Source organism: Lentzea sokolovensis (genome assembly GCF_033949975.1).
Lineage (GTDB): Bacteria > Actinomycetota > Actinomycetes > Mycobacteriales > Pseudonocardiaceae > Lentzea > Lentzea sokolovensis.
In genome coordinates, this window is sequence record NZ_JAXAVU010000008.1 from 528,988 (window position 1) to 547,874 (window position 18,887).

At 67.4% G+C, this 18,887-nt stretch carries 15 protein-coding genes and 2 pseudogenes; 3 read left to right on the plus strand and 14 right to left on the minus strand.

The window, feature by feature from the left end:
• Positions 1-9: 9 nt before the first annotated feature.
• Together SK854_RS17190 and SK854_RS17195 are read right to left on the minus strand one after the other, a co-directional pair.
• Entirely contained in the window at positions 10-297 is a 288-nt protein-coding gene (locus SK854_RS17190; RefSeq protein WP_319976093.1) for a hypothetical protein, read from the minus strand.
• A gap of 18 nt (positions 298-315) precedes the next feature.
• Complete coding sequence (locus SK854_RS17195; RefSeq protein WP_319976094.1) at positions 316-612, minus strand: hypothetical protein; 297 nt, start codon at positions 610-612, stop codon at positions 316-318.
• A 290-nt stretch (positions 613-902) separates the two neighbouring features.
• Between SK854_RS17195 and leuA the strand changes: the two genes are divergently transcribed.
• Positions 903-2,726: a 2-isopropylmalate synthase gene (leuA, locus tag SK854_RS17200; RefSeq protein ID WP_319976095.1), complete on the plus strand. Its 1,824-nt coding sequence runs from the start codon at positions 903-905 to the stop codon at positions 2,724-2,726.
• Here the strand turns inward: leuA and SK854_RS17205 are convergent.
• From SK854_RS17205 to SK854_RS17215, 3 genes and pseudogenes are all read right to left on the minus strand, one after another.
• Positions 2,723-3,589 (minus strand): TolB-like translocation protein, encoded by an 867-nt coding sequence (locus SK854_RS17205; protein WP_406601786.1) that lies wholly within the window; start codon positions 3,587-3,589, stop codon positions 2,723-2,725. The genes leuA and SK854_RS17205 overlap by 4 nt on opposite strands.
• A gap of 6 nt (positions 3,590-3,595) precedes the next feature.
• Positions 3,596-4,800: pseudogene (locus SK854_RS17210) on the minus strand (MFS transporter); the annotation flags it as partial.
• A 29-nt stretch (positions 4,801-4,829) separates the two neighbouring features.
• Positions 4,830-6,398 carry a discoidin domain-containing protein gene (locus tag SK854_RS17215; protein WP_319976097.1) on the minus strand — a complete coding sequence of 523 codons (1,569 nt, stop codon included), beginning with the start codon at positions 6,396-6,398 and terminating at the stop codon, positions 4,830-4,832.
• 432 nt (positions 6,399-6,830) lie between these two features.
• Here SK854_RS17215 and SK854_RS17220 point away from each other — a divergent pair.
• Positions 6,831-7,250, plus strand: a pseudogene (locus SK854_RS17220) (DedA family protein); the annotation flags it as partial.
• A gap of 20 nt (positions 7,251-7,270) precedes the next feature.
• Here SK854_RS17220 and SK854_RS17225 read toward each other — a convergent pair.
• From SK854_RS17225 to SK854_RS17250, 6 genes are all read right to left on the minus strand, one after another.
• Positions 7,271-7,852 (minus strand): TetR/AcrR family transcriptional regulator, encoded by a 582-nt coding sequence (locus SK854_RS17225; protein WP_319976098.1) that lies wholly within the window; start codon positions 7,850-7,852, stop codon positions 7,271-7,273.
• 79 nt (positions 7,853-7,931) lie between these two features.
• A complete protein-coding gene (locus SK854_RS17230) occupies positions 7,932-9,038 on the minus strand; it encodes an ABC transporter ATP-binding protein (RefSeq protein ID WP_319976099.1) in 1,107 nt (368 codons plus the stop codon).
• The gene (locus tag SK854_RS17235) at positions 9,035-10,033 is read right to left on the minus strand and encodes an ABC transporter ATP-binding protein (RefSeq protein WP_319976100.1); all 999 of its coding nucleotides are present in this window, start codon (positions 10,031-10,033) and stop codon (positions 9,035-9,037) included. Before SK854_RS17235 ends, SK854_RS17230 begins: the two co-directional genes overlap by 4 nt.
• 6 nt (positions 10,034-10,039) lie before the next feature.
• Complete coding sequence (locus SK854_RS17240) at positions 10,040-10,963, minus strand: ABC transporter permease (RefSeq protein ID WP_319976101.1); 924 nt, start codon at positions 10,961-10,963, stop codon at positions 10,040-10,042.
• A 5-nt stretch (positions 10,964-10,968) separates the two neighbouring features.
• Positions 10,969-11,973 carry an ABC transporter permease gene (locus SK854_RS17245; protein ID WP_319976102.1) on the minus strand — a complete coding sequence of 335 codons (1,005 nt, stop codon included), beginning with the start codon at positions 11,971-11,973 and terminating at the stop codon, positions 10,969-10,971.
• A gap of 42 nt (positions 11,974-12,015) precedes the next feature.
• Entirely contained in the window at positions 12,016-13,695 is a 1,680-nt protein-coding gene (locus SK854_RS17250; protein WP_319976103.1) for an ABC transporter substrate-binding protein, read from the minus strand.
• Between the two features lie 216 nt (positions 13,696-13,911).
• Here SK854_RS17250 and SK854_RS17255 point away from each other — a divergent pair, with 216 nt between their 5' ends.
• Positions 13,912-17,193: an AfsR/SARP family transcriptional regulator gene (locus SK854_RS17255; RefSeq protein WP_319976104.1), complete on the plus strand. Its 3,282-nt coding sequence runs from the start codon at positions 13,912-13,914 to the stop codon at positions 17,191-17,193.
• Here SK854_RS17255 and SK854_RS17260 read toward each other — a convergent pair.
• Genes SK854_RS17260 through SK854_RS17270 form a run of 3 tightly spaced genes read right to left on the minus strand, consistent with a single transcriptional unit; the run spans position 17,169 to position 18,601 of the window.
• Complete coding sequence (locus tag SK854_RS17260; protein WP_319976105.1) at positions 17,169-17,645, minus strand: uridine kinase family protein; 477 nt, start codon at positions 17,643-17,645, stop codon at positions 17,169-17,171. The two genes, SK854_RS17255 and SK854_RS17260, sit on opposite strands and share 25 nt — an antisense overlap.
• Positions 17,646-17,686: 41 nt before the next feature.
• Positions 17,687-18,295: a recombination mediator RecR gene (gene recR, locus SK854_RS17265; protein ID WP_093594538.1), complete on the minus strand. Its 609-nt coding sequence runs from the start codon at positions 18,293-18,295 to the stop codon at positions 17,687-17,689.
• 3 nt (positions 18,296-18,298) lie between these two features.
• Positions 18,299-18,601, minus strand: a complete 303-nt coding sequence (locus SK854_RS17270; protein ID WP_319976127.1) for a YbaB/EbfC family nucleoid-associated protein — start codon at positions 18,599-18,601, stop codon at positions 18,299-18,301.
• Positions 18,602-18,887: the final 286 nt, after the last annotated feature.

The following is an 18,887-nucleotide window of genomic DNA, read 5'->3' on the forward strand; positions in this document are numbered from 1 at the left end:
GTTTCGAACCTAGTTCAGGCGCCTCACGAGTTTAATGACGATCGCTCGAACGGCCAGCCAGAACAGGGCGGCGAGCCCGAAGTTGACGATCACTCGCAACTTGGCGTCCGCGGGCGAGAAGAGGTCCCTGAACGCGAGCGCCAACGGCTCGGCCAGGGACTTGACCGTACTGGTGATGGGGTTGTCCGGGTTGGCCCCGCCGACGGTGAGCACGACGTGGAAGACGAGCACGACCGCCAGCGCGAGGCCGACCCAACTGACAACTCCGGCGGCGATACCGACCACACGCGTCCGCATACCGCCGGAATCTACTACTCAGTAGCGCGACACCGCACGTGCGAGCAATCCGGTCACGACCAGCCAGAACACGGCGGCGAGACCGTAGTTCAGGAAGACGTCGAGGTTGTAGTTGCCAGTGTTGAAGAGCCCCGGGAAGAACAGAGCGAGAGGCTCGGCGAGGGACTGGATGAACTTGAAGAACGCGTTCGCCTGGTTCGCGCCCAACACGATCATCAGGATGTACAGCACTTCGATGAAGGCGAAGAGCAAGCCGATGCCGCTGATCACGCGGGAAGCCGTGCCGCGGCCACTGGTGGTACGTAATCTGGACATACATGAACTTTTCCCAGGTACGGGCCTGCCAAAACTTGCAAACTGACCTGCGTCAGCAAATTGCAACCTGACGGCCCCACCTGATCGCGCAGACGGCCCAGCGAAGCCCGATATCCCACGATCCGGTCCCTGAGTTCCATCCCGGCCCGATCTGTGGCTACTCTGTCCGACGTGTGGCGTTCCCTCCTGCTTCGCTGCCGTGACGGGGTCTGATCAGACCGGCCCCCCGTCGCGGGCTTCAGCGTTGCCGCCGGTCGTTCCCGTAAACGACCCGCAGGAGCACAAAAATCATGACCTCAGACGAGGCCTTCACCACCACCGCGTTCGAGTCGGCTGACGCCTACACCTCAGGCACGAGCCGAATCCGCAAGCCTTCTCGCCCGGCCCCGGACACGCAGCAGTCCTGGAACCGTCAACTGGGCTCCTCGATGCCGTTCCACCGCTACCGCCCGTTCGCCGAGCTGGTCGAGGTCATCGACGTACCGGACCGCACCTGGCCGGCGAAGAAGATCGAGAAGGCCCCGCTGTGGTGCGCGGTGGACCTGCGGGACGGCAACCAGGCCCTGATCGACCCGATGTCGCCCGCGCGCAAGCGCAAGATGTTCGACCTGCTGGTCCGCATGGGCTTCAAGGAGATCGAGGTCGGCTTCCCGGCGGCGTCCCAGACGGACTTCGACTTCGTGCGGGAGATCATCGAGGACGGCGCCGTCCCGGACGACGTCACGATCCAGGTGCTGACCCAGTGCCGCGAAGAGCTGATCGCGCGGACCTTCGAGTCGCTGCGGGGCGCGAACAAGGCGATCGTCCACTTCTACAACTCGACGTCGATCCTGCAGCGCCGGGTGGTCTTCCGCTCGGACCGCGACGGCATCAAGAAGATCGCCACGGACGCCGCGAAGTTCGCCAAGCAGCAGGAGCAGGACTACCCGGAGACCGACTTCCGCTACGAGTACTCCCCCGAGTCCTACACGGGCACGGAGCTGTCCTACGCCGTGGAAGTCTGCAACGCCGTTCAAGCGATCATCCAGCCCACGCCGGAGAAGCCGCTGATCATCAACCTGCCGGCGACCGTCGAGATGGCCACGCCGAACGTCTACGCCGACTCGATCGAGTGGATGTCGCGGAACCTCGACAACCGCGAGGCGATCATCCTGAGCCTGCACCCGCACAACGACCGCGGCACGGGCGTCGCGGCCGCCGAGCTGGGCTACCTGGCCGGGGCGGACCGCATCGAGGGCTGCCTGTTCGGCAACGGTGAGCGCACCGGCAACGTCTGCCTGGTCACGCTGGCCATGAACATGTTCAGCCAGGGCATCGACCCGCAGATCGACTTCTCCGACATCGACGAGGTCCGGCGCACCGTCGAGTACTGCAACCAGCTGCCGGTGCCCGAGCGCCACCCGTACGGCGGCGACCTGGTCTTCACCGCGTTCTCCGGTTCCCACCAGGACGCGATCAAGAAGGGCTTCGAGGCGCTGGAGGCCGACGCCAAGGAGGCCGGTCAGCACGTCGACGACTTCCTGTGGGAGGTCCCGTACCTGCCGATCGACCCGAAGGACGTCGGCCGCAACTACGAGGCCGTCATCCGGGTCAACTCGCAGTCCGGCAAGGGCGGCGTGGCGTACCTGATGAAGCAGGAGCACCACCTGGACCTGCCGCGGCGCCTGCAGATCGAGTTCTCGAAGGTGATCCAGGAGGTCACCGACACGCAGGGCGGCGAGATCAACCCGAAGGAGATGTGGGACGCCTTCGCGGACGAGTACCTGCACGGCCGGGTGCCGCTGTACCTGCTGAAGCACAGGGCGTCGTCGGACGGCAGCGGCCGCGAGGAGATCACCGCGACGCTGCTGATCGACGGCGACGAGCAGGAGATCACCGGCTCGGGCAACGGCCCGATCGCGGCCTTCGTCGACGCGCTCGCCTCGGTGGGCTACGACGTGCGGGTGCTGGACTACGCCGAGCACGCGCTGTCCGCCGGTGACGACGCCCGCGCCGCCGCCTACGTCGAGTGCGCGGTGGGCGACCGGGTCCTGTGGGGCGTGGGCATCGACAGCTCCACGGTCGCCGCGTCGTTCCGCGCGATCGTCTCGGCGATCAACCGGGCCAACCGCTAACCGATGGCGACGGACGGGGAGGACGCGTGCGGCACCAGTTGCCGCGGCGCGCCCTCCCCGTTCGCCTGCACGGCCCAGATGCCCTCACCCGGCAGGCCGTAGGCGATGGTGTCGTTGTCGAGCCACACGACCTGGTCGTCGATCCCACGGGTCTCCGCCAGCGGTGTCTCCACCATCGTGGTCAGGTCCAGCACGTGCTGGCGCCACGGTCGCGCGCCGTCGCCGGGCACGCGCTTCTTGAACGCCACCCGCTTGCCGTCCGGTGAGAGCGACGGGCATTCGGCGTTCTCCCGCAACGTCTTCGCCGACTCGTCCACCGCGTCGCCCTGGACCAGGTAGGTCTTCCCGGCGGTGCTCATCGTCGCGTAGTACGTGCGGTCGTCCTGGGCGAACGTGACGCCCCACCAGTTCATGTCGTTGGTCGTCTTCATGCCCGCGACGGACGTGCCCTCGATGTTGCTGGCGTAGGTCTCCGTCTGCTGGTCGAGGATCGCGGTGCGGGTGGAGAACGTGCCGGCCTGCGAGTACGAGTCGCCGGTGACGAAGGTCGTCCACGACGCCATCCGCCCGTCCGCCGACAGCTTGGCGCGGTTCGGAACGCCGTCCACCTCCACGCGGCGACGTTCGGACAGCCCCCGGTCGACGAACACCGCGGCCGAGCCGGGCAACGGCCCTGACGCGTCCGCAAGGCACAGCCCCTGCCCGCTGGAAGCGAAGAAGCGCTTGCAGGACAACGAACTCACCCGCCGCGGGCCGGACGGATCGGTCAACGGCACCGACGCCACCTTGCCGCTCATCTCGTCCACGAACATCAGCCGTCCGGACGACAGTTCGACCGGACCGGCCTCCACCGCGACGGACACCGCGTCCGGAGCTCGCAGGGCGTAGGCGGTGGCGCCCGCGCCCAGCGCGATCACGGCGGCGATGACGATCAGGATCCTCACCAAGCGAACCACGTCCAAAGAGCACCGAAGAGAACGGAAGAGGTGGCGCGGGCGAGCACCTGTCCGGTCTGCAGCAGGGCCAGACCGGACGTGCGCAGCTCGTCGGGGATCATCGGCCCGGCGACGGCCATCAACACGCCGTCGGTACACGCGTAGAAGAGCCCGTGCAGCAGCAGAACGCCCACCAGCAAAGCGATTCCGGACGTTCCAACCAGCAACACGTACGCGCCGAGCAACGCCAGGTGCCCGACCAGGAAGATCTTCCACCGGCCCACGCGATCGGCCAGGGACCCCAGCGGCACGGCGGCGAGCAGGTACACGCCGGCCGTGCCGAGGGGCAGCAACGCGATGTAGGCGACCTCGACGTTCAGCTTCTTCTGCAGCAACAGGTAGACGAACCCGTCGCCCAGCGTCAGGAACCCGAGCCCGCACGCGACCAGGCAGACCCGCCGGAACGGCCTGGACCGCAACAACCCGAACGCCGATCGCAGCGACACCGCGACGCGTGGCAGCACGTCCCGGTGATCGCGCACGAACAGCACCAGCACCAGAAAACCCACTGCCGCGAAGCAGAAACTCACCACGAACACCACGTCGTAGCGGGCCGGCAGCGTCCACAGGAGACAGAACGCCAGCAGTGGGCCGAGGAACGCGCCCACGGTGTCCATCGCGCGGTGGACACCGAAGGCACGTCCCAACGCCGAAGGCTCGCTGCTCAACGTGATCAGCGCGTCCCTCGGCGCCGTGCGCAAGCCCTTGCCGGTCCGGTCCCCGGCCAGCACGAGCCCCATCGCGGTGGCCGAGGTCCCGGCGGCGAGCAGGCCGAGCTTGCCCAGCGCCGAGATCCCGTACCCGAGTCCGGCCACGAACTTGCGCCGTTGCCAGCGGTCCGCAGCGTGACCACCGACAACGCGAACCAGTGCCGTCACACCGGTGTAGATGCCGTCGAGCACACCGAACTGCAGTGGGGAGAACCCCAGTCCCAGCACCAGGTACAGCGGCAGGATGGCGGTGACCATCTCGGACGAGACGTCCGTGAGCAGGGACACCGCGCCCAGCGCGAGCACGTTGCCCGCGATCCTGCCGGTGCCACCAGAAGCCGGAGCTTGTCTTGCGGTTGCGATGTACACGACGGCCTCCGATCAACAGCCAGATGCGATCAACGACAGTTGTAAGGACCGGCCTTGTCGCGCACCCGGCCCGCCGTGTCGATGACCTCCCACGAGTAGGAGCGACCGGACAGGGTGAACTTCACGACGCCGTGCGAGTCCGCGAACCACTTCTCCACGCCCGCACGAGGCTTGACGTTGGAGTAGAGGTAGTCGCCACCGATGCCGATGATCGCGGAGCGCAGGCCGTTGGCCTCGTCGACCGCACCGCTCTTGTTCAGCGGCTTCAACCGCTCGTAGTGGTGGTCGTGACCGCTGAGGACCAGGTCGGCCTTGGCGTCGGCGAAGGCGTTCCACACCGTCGTCATCTTGGACTTGTCGCCGTACTCACCCGAGTTGAAGCGCGGGTGGTGCCAGTAGCCGACGACGCACGCCTTGGTGTTCGCGGCGAGGTCGGCCTTCAGCCAGGTCATCTGCGTCGAGTCGGCACCCGTGTCGTACATCTTCTGGGAGTCGAACGAGACGAAGTGGAAGTCGCCGGCTTCCCAGCTGTAGTACGGCTTGCCCTGCGGGTAGGCCTGGACACCGAAGTAGGACTTGTACCCGTTGAGGTTGTCCTCCCACTCGTGGTTGCCCGTCGCGGGGTGGGTGATGCTCTTGAACTTGCCCCACGACTTGTCGTAGTGGGCCTTGAACTCCGTGAGCGTGCCGCTGTCGTACTGGTTGTCGCCGACCGTGAGGACGTGGTTCGGCTTGATCTGGTCGATCAGCTTCGCCGTCTCGTAGTGCTCGGTGTTGGTCAGCGACGCGATGTCGCCCGCGGCGACGACGGTGATGGTGTCGCCGGGTGCGGGCGGCAGGGTCGTCGCCTGCACCGAGTTGCTCGCGGGACCGAGGTTGCCGGCCGCGTCCCGCGCCTTGACGGTGTAGGTGAACGCAGTACCGGACGCGAGGCCCGTGTCGGTGAACGTGGTGCCCGTCGGGGTGCCCACGACACTGCCGTTGCGCAGGACGTCGTAGCCCGTCACACCGATGTTGTCGCTCGCGGCCGTCCACTGCAGGCTGACCGAGCTCGACGTGGTGCCGGTCGAGGTGAGACCGGTGGGCGCGGTCGGTGGCGTGGGGTCGACACCCGAGCCGCTGCCCCAGACCTCGAGGTCGAAGATCGAGTAGCCGTACGCCGTGCCGCGCTTGGTGCCGTAGATCCGCACGTAGCGGCCTGACGCGCTCAGGGTCGTCTCGTCGATGCCACCGTTCTGACCGGTGAGGGTCTTGCTGGTGGTCCACGACGAGCCGTCGGACGAGGTCTGGATCTTGTACTCGGAGGCGTACGCGGCCTCCCAGTTGATCTTGACCTTGGAGACGGTGGCGGCGCTACCGAGGTCGACGGCGATCCACTGCGGATCGACGCCTTCGAGACTCGCCCACCGGGTGGTCGAGTTCCCGTCGACGGCGTTGGCGCCGCCGAAGGTCTCGGCCTCGACGGACGAGACGGTGGTGGGTTTGTTGGCGGACAGCAGGGAATCAGCCGCGTTGGCCGTGCCCGACGCGGCGATCTGGGGGATCACCAACGCGAACAGGGCTATGGCGACACCAGCTCTGGTGTGCTTTTTGATCACTTCGTTCCTCCTGGGCGAAGGGCGGCGGTTCGAAGGATTGGTAAACAAGCTTTCCAATTGAGTTCGGACGTTAACTACAGCCGAACCAGCAGGTCAACGGCAGAAGTGCCGGATGAACGCATGACAGATCGGAGGTCTTCCGGCGGAATCGAGCGGTCATCAGAAGTCACGACGTGACCGGTCGGCGCATATGGCCTGGATCACACCAGGCCCGCTGGCATGAGGTGTCCGTCGTGGGATGTCACGAACGTCCGACGAGTGGCCGACGCAGGACCGGTAACCGGACCGGGAAATCTCGGGCCGTCACGCCCAGTCATGCCCTTTCGGACACCAGGCGCGGCCGTCCGGCGGAGCCGTGTGTGGTTCCTGTGGGCACGCTGAAGAAACACCCAGGTCGGGATTGTTCACCTGGGTCACGTACGTTCACCGATCATGAGCACCGCAGCCAGCCTCGTAGTGCTGTTCCTGGTCGCCGTCGTGCCTCTGGCACCGACGGAGGCCGTGCTCATCGGCGCCGGTGTCCTGGCCGCGTCCGGTGAGGTGCCGCTGTACCTGGTGGTGCTCGTCGCCGCGGCCGGTTGCCTGGTCAGTGACTTGATCAACTTTACCGCAGGGCGCAGGATGGGGATGCGGGCGCTCGACAAGGTCAACAAGAACTCCAGGGCGCGGGCCATGGTCGTGTGGACGGCCGACCAGCTCGCCACCAAGGGCGAGACGATCCTCATCGCGGCGCGGTTCCTGCCCGCCGGTGGCATCGTCGGGGCGCTGCTGACGGGAGCGCTGAGGTGGCCGTTGCGCCGGTTCGTGCCGGTCGCGGCGCTCGGGTCGGCGCTGTGGAGCCTCTACCCCGCCACCGTGGGGTACATCGGCGGTCAGCTCGTCGACGAGGCGTGGCTCGCGATGCTGTTGTCGTTCGCCGTGGCCACGCTCATCTCCATCCCGGTCGGCATGGCGATCCGTGCGCGCAACGCGAGCCGCACTCTCTCGTACGCCGAGGCGTCGTCGTAGAGCACCGCGAACCGGTCCGCGGCCGCCAGCAGGGCGTCCACCTCGAACGCCATCTGGGCGTCGCCGCACAGCCGTTCCAGCAGTGAGATCCAGCGCAGGTTGAAGAGCATCAACGCGTCTCGGACGCGGCCGGGCCGGGCGGCGAACTCCGAGCGGGTCACGACGAAGAAGCAGCCGCCGGGGAACACGCGGCGTTTCGAGTAGTCGAGCCAGCGGTCGGCGAGGTCCAGCAGCGCACCGCCCGGCATCACGACCTCGTGCGCGAAGATCTCCGCCGCCGTGTGCACGGTGCAGATCTGCAGTTCTTCCTTCGAGCCGAAGTGCGAGAAGACCCCGCTCTTGCTCATGCCGAGCTCGACCGCGAGCCGCCCGATCGTGACGCCCTCAAGGCCGTCGACCGACGCGATCTCCGCCGCGCGAAGAAGGATCGAGCCACGACTGTCCATCCACCGAGGACAGCGGACGGCCCTGGAGAAACGAACGGGGCCACCTCGAAGTGAGGTGGCCCCGTTCGGAAAACGACTGCTACGGGTTCAGCGCTTCGGTCACCGAAGCCGGTCCCACGAGCGGGACGTCGGGCGACAGGCCGTCGTCCTCCTCCACCAGGATCGGCTTCACCTCGTGCGGCTGGATCTCGCCGGACAGGATCTGCTCGGCGAAGTGGCACGCCACCTTGTGACCCGGCCTGAGCTCGCGCAGCACGGGACGTTCGGTGTCGCACTTCGTCGCCTGCCGCCACGGGCACCGGGTGTGGAACCGGCAGCCGCTGGGCGGGTTCGCCGGCGACGGGAGGTCGCCCGCGAGCAGGATCCGCTCACGCCGGTCCTCGACCACGGGGTCGGGCACCGGGATCGCCGACAGCAGCGCCCGCGTGTACGGGTGCAGCGGCTCGGCGTAGAGGTCCTCCGAGGAGGCCTCCTCGACCAGGCCACCGAGGTACATCACGCCCACGCGGTCGGAGATGTGCTTCACGACGGCGAGGTCGTGCGCGATCACCAGGTAGGTCAGGCCGAACTGCTCCTGGAGCTCCTCCATGAGGTTCACGACCTGCGCCTGCACCGACACGTCCAGCGCGGACACCGGCTCGTCGGCGACGATCAGGTCCGGCTCCAGTGCCAGCGCCCGCGCGATGCCGATGCGCTGCCGCTGACCACCGGAGAACTCGTGCGGGTACTTGCGCAGCGCCGTGGTCGGCAGACCGACGGCCGTGAGCAGGTCGCGAAGCCGCTTGTTGGTCGACTCCTTGCCCTTGTCCAGGCCGTGCGCCCGCAGGCCCTCGATGAGGATCGACTCCACCGACTGACGCGGGTCCAAAGAGGACAGCGGATCCTGGAACACCATCTGGATCCGGCGCCGCATCTTGCGCAGGTCCTCGCCCTTGAGCGCGGAGAAGTCCTGCCCGTCGAAGACCATCTTGCCCGCGGTCGGCTCGTTGAGCCGCAGCATCGCCCGCCCGAGGGTGGACTTGCCGCAGCCGGACTCGCCGACGAGGCCGTACGTCTCGCCGCGCTTGATCTCCAGGTCGACGCCGTCGACCGCGTAGACGTAGCCGACGGTGCGGTCCATGAACACGCCCCGCTTGATCGGGAAGTGCACCTTCATGTCCTGGACGGAAACCAGGGTCTCGCTCATACCGGCACCTCCTCGGCGGCGGGAGTTCCCGGCACCACCGGGTTGTGGCAGCGGAGCAGGCGACCCAGCTGGTCTTCTTCCGGCGGCGTCTCCGTGCGGCACACGTCCAGCGCGTTCGGGCACCTCGGCGCGAACGCGCAGGCGCTCGCCCACGGGATGTTGTCCGCGACGGAACCCCTGATCGGCGTCAGCTTCGAGTGACGAGCGGCGTCGAGTCGCGGGATCGAGGCCAGCAGGCCGTGCGTGTACGGGTGGCGCGGCTCGGCGAAGAGCTTGTGCCGCATGGCCTTCTCGACCACCTTGCCGCCGTACAGCACGTTCACCTCGTCGCACAGGCCGGCGACGACACCCAGGTCGTGGGTGATCATCACGAGCGCGGTGCCGAGGTCCTGCACCAGTTCCTTCATCAGCGACAGGATCTGGGCCTGGATGGTCACGTCCAGCGCCGTCGTCGGCTCGTCCGCGATCAGCAGCTTCGGCCGGCACGCGAGCGCGATCGCGATGAGTGCGCGCTGCCGCATACCGCCGGAGAGCTGGTGCGGGTATTCCTTGAGCCGCCGGTTCGGGTCCGGGATGCCGACCTTGTCGAGCAGGTTCTTCGCCTCGATCATCGCTTCCTTGCGAGGCATGCCGCGGTGCCGTTCGAGCACCTCGGTGACCTGCAGGCCGATCGGGACGACGGGGTTGAGCGAGGACAGCGGGTCCTGGAAGACCATGCCGAGCTCGCTGCCGCGCTTGTCGCGCATCTGCCGGTCGGACAGCTTCAGCAGATCCGTGCCGTCGTAGGTCACGCTGCCGGTGACCTGGGCGCCGCGCTTGGGCAGCAGACCCATGATCGCCAACGATGTCACGGACTTGCCGCAGCCCGACTCGCCGACGAGCCCGACCGTCTGGCCGGGCTCCACGTCGAAGCTGACGCCGTCGACCGCGCGGAACGGCTCTTCGCCCTTGCGCTGGAACACGACGGAGAGGTCACGTACTTCGAGCAGTGCCACGACGACTCACCGCCTGTTCTTCGGGTCGAGGGCTTCACGCAGGGTCTCACCCATGAGCGTGAAACCGAGCGCGACGATGATGATGCAGATCGCGGGCCACGCGGCGAGGTGCGGATGGGTGTCGAACACCTTCTGCACGTCACCGAGCATCTGACCCCACTCCGGCGTCCGGTCGTCCGGGTTGCCGAGGCCGAGGAACGACAGCGCGGCCGCCTCGATGATCGCCGTGGCGAGCACCAGGGTGGACTGGACGATCACCGGGCCGAGCGAGTTCGGCAGCATGTGCCGGAACACGATCGCACCCTTCTTCACGCCCAGAGCGGTCGCCGCCAGCACGTGGTCGCTGTGCCGTTGCGCCAGCATCGAGCCTCTGAGCAACCGGGCGAACACGGGGATCTGCACGATCGCCACCGCGAGGATCACGGTGAACTGACTCGGCCGCGCGAACATCGCCGCGATCGAGAACGCGAGCAACAGCGACGGCAGCGAGAGCATGACGTCGACGACGCGCATGACGAGCGAGTCGACCCAGCCGCCGATCGCACCCGCGAGCGTGCCCAGGATCAGGCCGCCGGACAGGCCGATGATCGTCGCGCCGATGCCGACGATCAACGTCTGCTGCGAGCCGATCAGCAGGCGCGACAGGAAGTCACGGCCCTGCAGGTCGCCACCGAGCGGGTGGCCCGGCTGAGCGGGCGGGATCTCGTTGCGCGCCTTGATGACCTGGTCGATCAGCATGGGGCTGGCCGGGTCGTGCGGCGCGAGCCACGGCGACAGGATCGAGACCGCGACGAAGATGCCGATGATCGTCGCGCCGATCAGGAACACCGGACTGCGCTTGAGCCGCTTCCACGCGCTGGCCGCGAGCGAGACACCCGCGGTCTCGGCGAGGCCGTCGATCTTGTCCTTCTTGGTCACTCCAAGTGCCACTGGTCTCACCTCGTCCTGATGCGCGGGTCGATGAGCGCGTACGAGAGGTCGACCAGCAGGTTGACCACGACGTAGACGCTCGTGGCCATGATGATCAACAACAGCAGCACCGGGTAGTCACGCCGCTCGAACCCGATGGCGAGCGCCTCGCCGACACCGGGGAACGAGAACACCTTCTCGGTGAGCACCGCGCCGGAGAGCAGCGCACCGGTCTGCAGGCCGATCGTCGTGACGACCGGGAGCATCGCGTTGCGCAGCACGTGCCGGCGGCGGATCACCGATGCGGTGAGGCCCTTGGACTCGGCGGTGCGGACGAAGTCCTCGTCGAGCACGTCGAGGACGGCCGCGCGGGTGATCCGGAAGATCACCGCGAACGGGATCGTCGCCAGCGCGATCGCCGGCAGGATCAGGTGTTCGAGCGCGTTGAACGTCGCGTCCCACTCGCCGGTGATGATGCCGTCGAGGGTGAAGAAACCGGTGACGCGAGTGGCGTCGATGGCGTCCTGACGACCGCTGGACGGCAGCCCGAGCGAGGACGATGCGACGCCCTTGAGCACGTAGGCCAGGAAGAACACCGGAACGGCGACACCGATGAGCGAACCGACGACGCTGAGGTTGTCGAACCAGCCACCGCGGCGCTTCGCGGCGATGTAGCCGAGCGGAACGCCGACCAGGATGGCGATGACGATCGCGAAGAAGCTCAGTTCGAGCGTCGCGGGGAATCTCTGGATGAAGATGTCGAGCGCCGAGTCACCGGGCTGAACACCGGTGGAGACGCCGAAGTCGCCGGTCGCCGCGCGACCGAGGAACTTGAAGTACTGCACGACGATGGGCTGATCGAGGCCGAGCTGCTTGGTGAGCTCCGCCGCCTTCTCCGGCGTAGAACGGTCTCCCAGGAGGGCCGAAACCGGCCCTCCTGGGAGTACGCGCAACCACGCGAAGAGCAGCAGCGAGAGCACCAGCACCACGCCGACCAGCTGAATCAGCCGTCGAATGGTGTAGCGGAGCACTTGAGCTACCCCGTTGTTCTCTTGTGGTGGGAGCTAGTCAGCTCAGCCCTTGGAGGCCGGGCCGAACTTCTCGTCGGTCAACGGGCTCGGGACGACACCCTTGATGTCCGACTTGAACACCAGAGCGGGCGGGGAGTGCGAGATCGGGATCGCGGGGAGGTACTCCTCCATGATCTTCTTGTTGATCTCTTCGTACAGCTTCGTGCGGTTGGCCTCGTTCGGCTCGGAGTTGGCCTTGGCCAGGTCCGCGGCGAGCGTGGCGCCCCACGGCGACACACCGGTGTTGAAGCGGTTGTCGGTGCGGCCGAAGAACGTGCCGACCCAGTTGTGCGCCGTGCCGTTGTCGCCGGTCCAGCCCAGGAGGAACAGGTCCGGGATGCTGCTGTCGACGTCGGTCAGGTAACCGCCGTTCCACGGCTTGGTGACGACCTCGATCTTGATGCCGGCGGCCTGCAGGTCACCGGAGATCGCGCCGAACAGGTCCTTCGGGGACGGCATGTACGGACGCGTGACCTCGGACGGCCAGTAGAACTTCAGCGTCAGGTCGGAGGCACCGGCCTCGGCCAGCAGCGACTTCGCCTTGGCGGCGTCGTAACCGACGGCCTTGAGGTCCTTGTTGTAGCCGTTGACGGTGTCCGGCATGAACTGCGTCGCGACCTTGGCACCCTCGGGCAGCTGCGACTTGACCAGCTGCTCGCGGTTGATCGCGTACATCAGGGCCTGACGGACCTTCAGGTCGGCGAGCTTCGGGTTGTTCTTCTGGTTGATGCCCAGGTAGAACACGTTGAACGCCGGACGGATCGCGACGTTGAAGCCGTCGGTCTTCAGACCGGCCCAGTCCGCCGCGTTCGGCAGGTCGTAACCGTCGATGTCGCCGGCCTTGAGCGCCTGCTTGCGGGCGGTCTCATCCGGGATGATCTTGAAGACGATCTTGTCCAGCTTGGCCTTCGTGCCGTGGTAGGCGTCGTTCTTCACGAGCTCCACGGTGTTGTTGGCCTTGTCGTACTTGCCGAACTTGAACGGGCCCGTACCGGTCGGGTGCTCGTTCGCGTAGGCCGGGAAGGTGAACGCGTCACCGGCGGCCTGGACGTTGTCCGCGTCGTACTTCTTCAGCGCGTCGGGGCTGGAGATGGAGAACGACGTGAAGCCGAGGACCGACGGGAACTGCGAGGTGACCTCGTTCAGCTCGACCACGGCGGTCTTGGCGTCCTTGGCCGTGCAGGCCTTGAACAGCGAGGGCTTGTCCGGCGTGCTGGCGAAGCCGCCGAAGTTGTCCAGCCAGTACTGGGAGACGGCGTCAGACGTGCCGGCGCCCTTCTGGTTGTACCAACGGTTGAAGTTGAAGCACACGGCCTCGGCGTTGAAGTCCGTACCGTCGTGGAACTTCACGCCCTCCTTGAGGGTGAAGGTCCACGTCTTGCCGTCTGCGCTCGGCTCGTACTTCTCAGCCAGCGCGGGCTCGACCTCGGCGGTACCCGGCTTGAAGCCGACCAGACCCTCGAACATCTGGCGGGAGACCCGGAAGGTCTCACCGTCGGTCGCGTAGAACGGGTCGAAGAGCTTCGGCGCACCGGCGGCGCCGAAAGTCAGCGTCCCGCCTTCCTTGCCGCCGCCGCCTGAGTCGCGCTGGGATTGCGCGCAACCGGACAGGGCCAGCGCACTGACGCTGAGAAAGCCGATCACGGCAACCCAACGGCGGCGAGCCGTTACTGAGTGGACCATCAAACACCCCTTGGACAATCCGCACATCTCACGGTGTGGTCGCCGACCATAACCGTTGTACATACCCCCTCCGGGGCATCTCAGGTCACGATCCGGCCACTAGACCAGGCATTCTGATACGTCCGGCGCACGGCCGCTGACCCAACGTGAGCACTGCAGATGCGTCAGACGCTCTCCTAGGCTGTAGAAACAACAACGACACGCGGAGGAGGTCGCATGAGCAAGCTGGTCGAGTTCCGCGTGCTCGGCCCCCTCCAGGTGCTCCTCGACACCGAACCACTGCTGGTCAGAGCCGGTAGACAGCGTGCGTTGCTGGTGTCGCTGTTGCTGCGTGCCGGCACGTCGGTCTCAGTGGACGAACTCGCCGGGAACGTCTGGGGTGAAGATCCACCCGCACGTGCACGCGCGACTCTTCAGACCTATGTGATGCGTCTCAGACAGCTGCTCGGACCGTCCGTACCGATCAGGACCGTGCCCGACGGATACCTGATCGACGTCGACGAGAAGACGATCGACCTGATGCGCTTCGAACCCCTGATCGAACAGGGCGAGCAGGAGCGCGCCGCCGGGAACCTGCAGGCCGCCTCGGCCGCGTTCGCCGCCGCGCTGGGGCTCTGGAGAGGTCCGGCCCTGGTCGACGTGCCGTCGGAGATCCTGCACCGCGACGAGGTGCCGCGGCTCGACGAACGCCGCCTGCACGTGCTGGAACGCCGTGTCGAGGTCGATCTCGAACTGGGCCGGCACGGCGAGCTGGTCGCGGAGCTGTCCCGGCTGACCAGCGAACATCCTCTGCGCGAACGGTTCTGGGCGCAGCTGATGGTGGCGCTGTACCGCTCCGGCCGGCAGAGCGAGGCCCTCGCCGCCTACCAGCGCGTTTCGCGGTTGCTGGGCGACGAGCTGGGCATCGACCCCGGTGACGAGCTGCGGCGCGTGCACAGCCAGGTGCTGTCCGGGTCGATCGGCGCGGTGGACCGGGTTCCCGCCGGCACCCCGGTCGTCGCCACGAAGCCGGAACGGGTCGTGCCGTCGCAGCTGCCCGCGGACATCCCCGATTTCGTCGGCCGCGACGAGGCCGTGTCGCTGATCGTGGCCCTGCTGCGGACCGCGCAGGGTGTGCCGGTCGTCACGCTGGCCGGGCCGCCCGGAGTGGGCAAGACGGCGTTGGCCGTGCACGCGGCGCACCGGATGCGCGCCGACTTCCCGGACGGTCAGCTGTACGTCAACCTGCGCGGATACGCCCCCGGACCGCCGTTGAGCGCGGTGGACGTGCTGCCTCGGTTCCTTCGTGCGCTCGGGACCGAGCCTGACCAGGTGCCGCTCGACCAGGACGAGCAGGAGGCGATGTTCCGGTCCACGCTGACCGGTCAGCGCGTTCTGCTGCTGCTGGACAACGCTTCTTCCGCCGAGCAGATCCGTCCGCTGCTGCCGGGTTCACCGGGGTGCGCGGTGCTGGTGACCTCGCGCGACACGTTGCGCGGCCTGGCCGTCTCGCACGCCGCGTCGAACGTGCGGCTCGACGTGCTCGACTGGTACGAGACGAAGTCACTCCTCGCAGGCATTCTGGGCGCGGACGAGGTGGCGTCCCAGGAGGACGCGGCCTTGGAGCTGGCGGCCCTGTGCGCGCATCTGCCATTGGCTTTGCGTATCGCGGCCGCGAACCTCGTGTCGCGTCCGGAGCTGTCCATCGCGGACTACGTGGAGGAGCTGCGGGCGGGCAACCGGCTCGCCGCGCTGGCCGTCGAGGGCGACGAACGGGTCGCGGTGCACGCGGCGTTCGACCTCTCCTACACGGCCTTGAAGCCCGAGCTCGCGCAGATGTTCCGGTTGCTGTCCCTGGTGCCCGGTACGGACTTCACGCCGGAGATGGCCGCTGCTTTGAGCGGACTGACCACTCAGGACGCTCGGCGCCGGCTCGACCGCCTGGCCACCGCGAACCTGATCTCGAACCACGCGCCGTCCCGCTACCAGTTCCACGACCTGCTGCGCGACTACGCGGCCGAGCGCCTGGCGTTCGAGGAGGGCCGCGCCGACTCGCGTCTGGCGTTGCGGCGGCTGCTGGACTGGGCGGTGCGCTCGGTCGACAACGCCACGTCCGCGATGAAGTCGACGCTGTTCCGCTTCCCGCGTCCCGCCCCGGTGGACAGCGTGGTGCCGCGGACGTTCAGCACGTCGACCGAAGCCCTGACCTGGCTGGACGTCGAAAGGGCGAACCTGGTCGCGCTGGTGGCGCACGCCGTGGAACGCGACCCGGAGAACTCGCCGTGGCAGCTGGCGGACGCGCTGCGCGGCTACTTCTACACGCAGAGCCTCACCGCCGAGTGGCGCGAGACCGCGAGGGCGGGACTCATGGGTGCGCGCGCACCACGTGACGAACTCGGCCAGCTCGCGATGCTGTCGTCGCTGGGCACGCTGTACTGGGTGACCGGGCAGCACCGGAACGCCCTGGGTTACTACCAGCAGGCCATCGCCCTGCAGGAGCACATCGACCTGCCGCAGGCCGAGGCCGCCGTGCTGTCCAACGCCGGCAGCGTCTACATCGACCTCGGCGAACTCGAACACGCCGCCGACCACCTCGAACGCGCGCTGGTGATCGCCCGCCGGGTGCGCGCGCCCCAGGTGCTCGCGAACGCCCTGTTCAACCTCGGCGGCGTCTACATGCAGCTCGGCCAGCTCGACCGGGCCGCGTCGACGTTCGAGGAGGCGCTGGAGGACGGCAAGCGCCTCGACTCGTGGATCCTGCAGGCGAACTCGATGCGCGCGCTCGGCGAGGTGCAGGCGTGGCGCGGCAAGCCGGATCTCGGCGAGGACTACTTCGTGCGCGCACGTGAGCTGTACGAACGTGCGGCCGCCCGCAACTTCGGCCACACCATGCACGAGGGCATGGCCATCACGCTGATCATGCGCGGCCGCTACGCGGAAGCCGCTGTCGAGGCTTCCGCCGCCATGCAGATCGCGCAGGACCTGGAGAACGTCAAGAGCGTCTGCGACGCGCAGAACCTGCTCGGCCGCGCGCTGGAGGGCGGCGGTCGTTACGAGGAGGCGCTGGAGCAGTTCTCGTCCGCGCTGGCCATCGGGGTGGAGACCGGTTACTCGTGGGGCATCTGCTCGGCGCGACGCGGGCTGGCCTCGTCGTACCGTGCGGTCGGCCGTTATGAGGAAGCGTTGGCGACGGCCACCGCCGCGTTGGTCGAGGCGGGCCGATCGCAGTTCCGCCTGGCCGAGATGGAGGTGCTGCTCGTGATCGGGCGCACCCACCTCGACACCTCGGATGCCGCCGGCGCGTTGGAATGCGCGTTGCGGGCAGCGTCGGTCGGCTCGGACTCCGGGCACCGGTGGGTGTTCGGCCGCGCGCTGCAACTGGCCGGCGACGCGTCTTTTGTCCTGGGTGACTCGGATTCCGCCCGGTCGCACTGGTCTTCGTCGCTGGAGGTGTTCAGCGCGATCGGAACGCCAGAGGCTTCCGTCGTCCAGGCTCAGTTGCTCGACGTGACAACGTAGTCAGCTCTGGCCTTGGTCTCGTCGACCGCGAACCAGCCTCTTTCGTACTGCTGCCAACGGATGAAGTGCTGTCTTTGGTGCTCGCCGTCGCGCTTCACCGCGCGTTCCAGCCTGGCTTGTTCTGTGCCGTGGTCCACGAAGACGGCGAGGCTCAGGCGGGTGTTCGCTTTTCTGGCGCTGGAGAAGCCTTCCAGGATGATCGTCCCTTGTGGAGCGATGACGACCTCGTCGCCTTCTCCGATGCACGGAAAGCCTTGGGACCAGTCGGTTTTCCGGTAGCGGCCTTCGCGGCCGTTTTGCACTTCTGTGAGCGCTTGCTGCAGCCGTGGCCACCACTTCGTCGTGGGGTCGTCCCACGTCGCGAAGTGGTCGGTGCTGATGAGCTGGGCGTTCAGTTGTTGCGCGAGTTGTTTCGCGAACGTGGACTTGCCCGCGCCTGACGGGCCGTCCACCGCGACCAGGCGAGTGCCGCCCAGCCGCGGTGGGGCCGTTGCTACATGCTCCGGCGACCAGATAGCGCACGCCCCAGCGTCAGCTCGTCCGCGAACTCCAGGTCGCCGCCCATCGGCAGGCCGCTCGCGAGCCGCGTGACGGAGAGCCCCGGGAAGTCCCTGAGCATCCGCACCAGGTACGTGGCCGTGGCCTCGCCCTCGGTGTTCGGGTCCGTGGCGATGATGACCTCGGAGATGTCGACACCGTCCGTCGCCGTGCCGATCCGGTTGAGCAGCTGCCGGATCCGGAGCTGGTCAGGCCCGACACCGCTGAGCGGATCGAGCGCGCCACCCAGTACGTGGTAGCGGCCCTTGAACTCCCTGGTGCGCTCGATCGCCTGGACGTCCTTGGGCTCCTCGACCACGCAGACCAGCGCCAGGTCCCGCTTCGGGTCGCGGCAGATGCGGCACCGGGTTTCGGCGGACACGTTGCCGCAGACGTCGCAGAAGACCACGCCCTCCTTGACCTTCTGCAACGCCTGCTGAAGCCGCTCGATGTCAGCGGGCTCCGTGGCGAGAAGGTGGAAGGCGATGCGCTGCGCGCTTTTGGGGCCGACGCCCGGGAGCCTGCCCAGTTCGTCGATCAGGTCCTGTACCGGGCCCTCGTACATCTCTTAGCCGAGCAATCCGCCGAGGCCGCCCTGAGCGAGCGGGCCGAGCTTCTGCTCCACGAGTGCCTGGGCGCTGGCGTTGGCGTTCTTGATCGCCGTGATCACCAGGTCCTGGAGGGTCTCGACGTCCTCCGGGTCCACGACCTTGGGGTCGATGGTCAGGTTGACCAGCTCGCCGCCGCCGGTGACCGTCGCGGTGACGAGACCGTTGCCCGCGTTGCCGGTGACCTGCGTTTCGGCCAGCTGCTGCTGGGCTTCTGCCATCTGCTGCTGCATGTTCTGGGCCTGCTGGAGCAGGGCCTGCATGTCGAACTGACCGGGTTGCACCGCTGGTCCTCTCGGTGGGGCTTTTCTGGTGTGGTCCAGCGTACGGGGGCGCGTTGGTTGGGTGGGTCGTCCCCCTGTTGCGTTGGCGGGTGCCTGTTTGGTGTTCGTAGGTGGGTCACCTTGCGGGCGTCTATGGCAGCTGATTCCTGGGGCTCCGCCCCAGACCCCGCCAATCTGATCAAAAACCGGGGTCCACGCCATACGCAGGTTGATGGCACGCCTGTTGCTTTGGGCGGAGTTGCGTTGCTTTGTGGGGCGCGTTGGT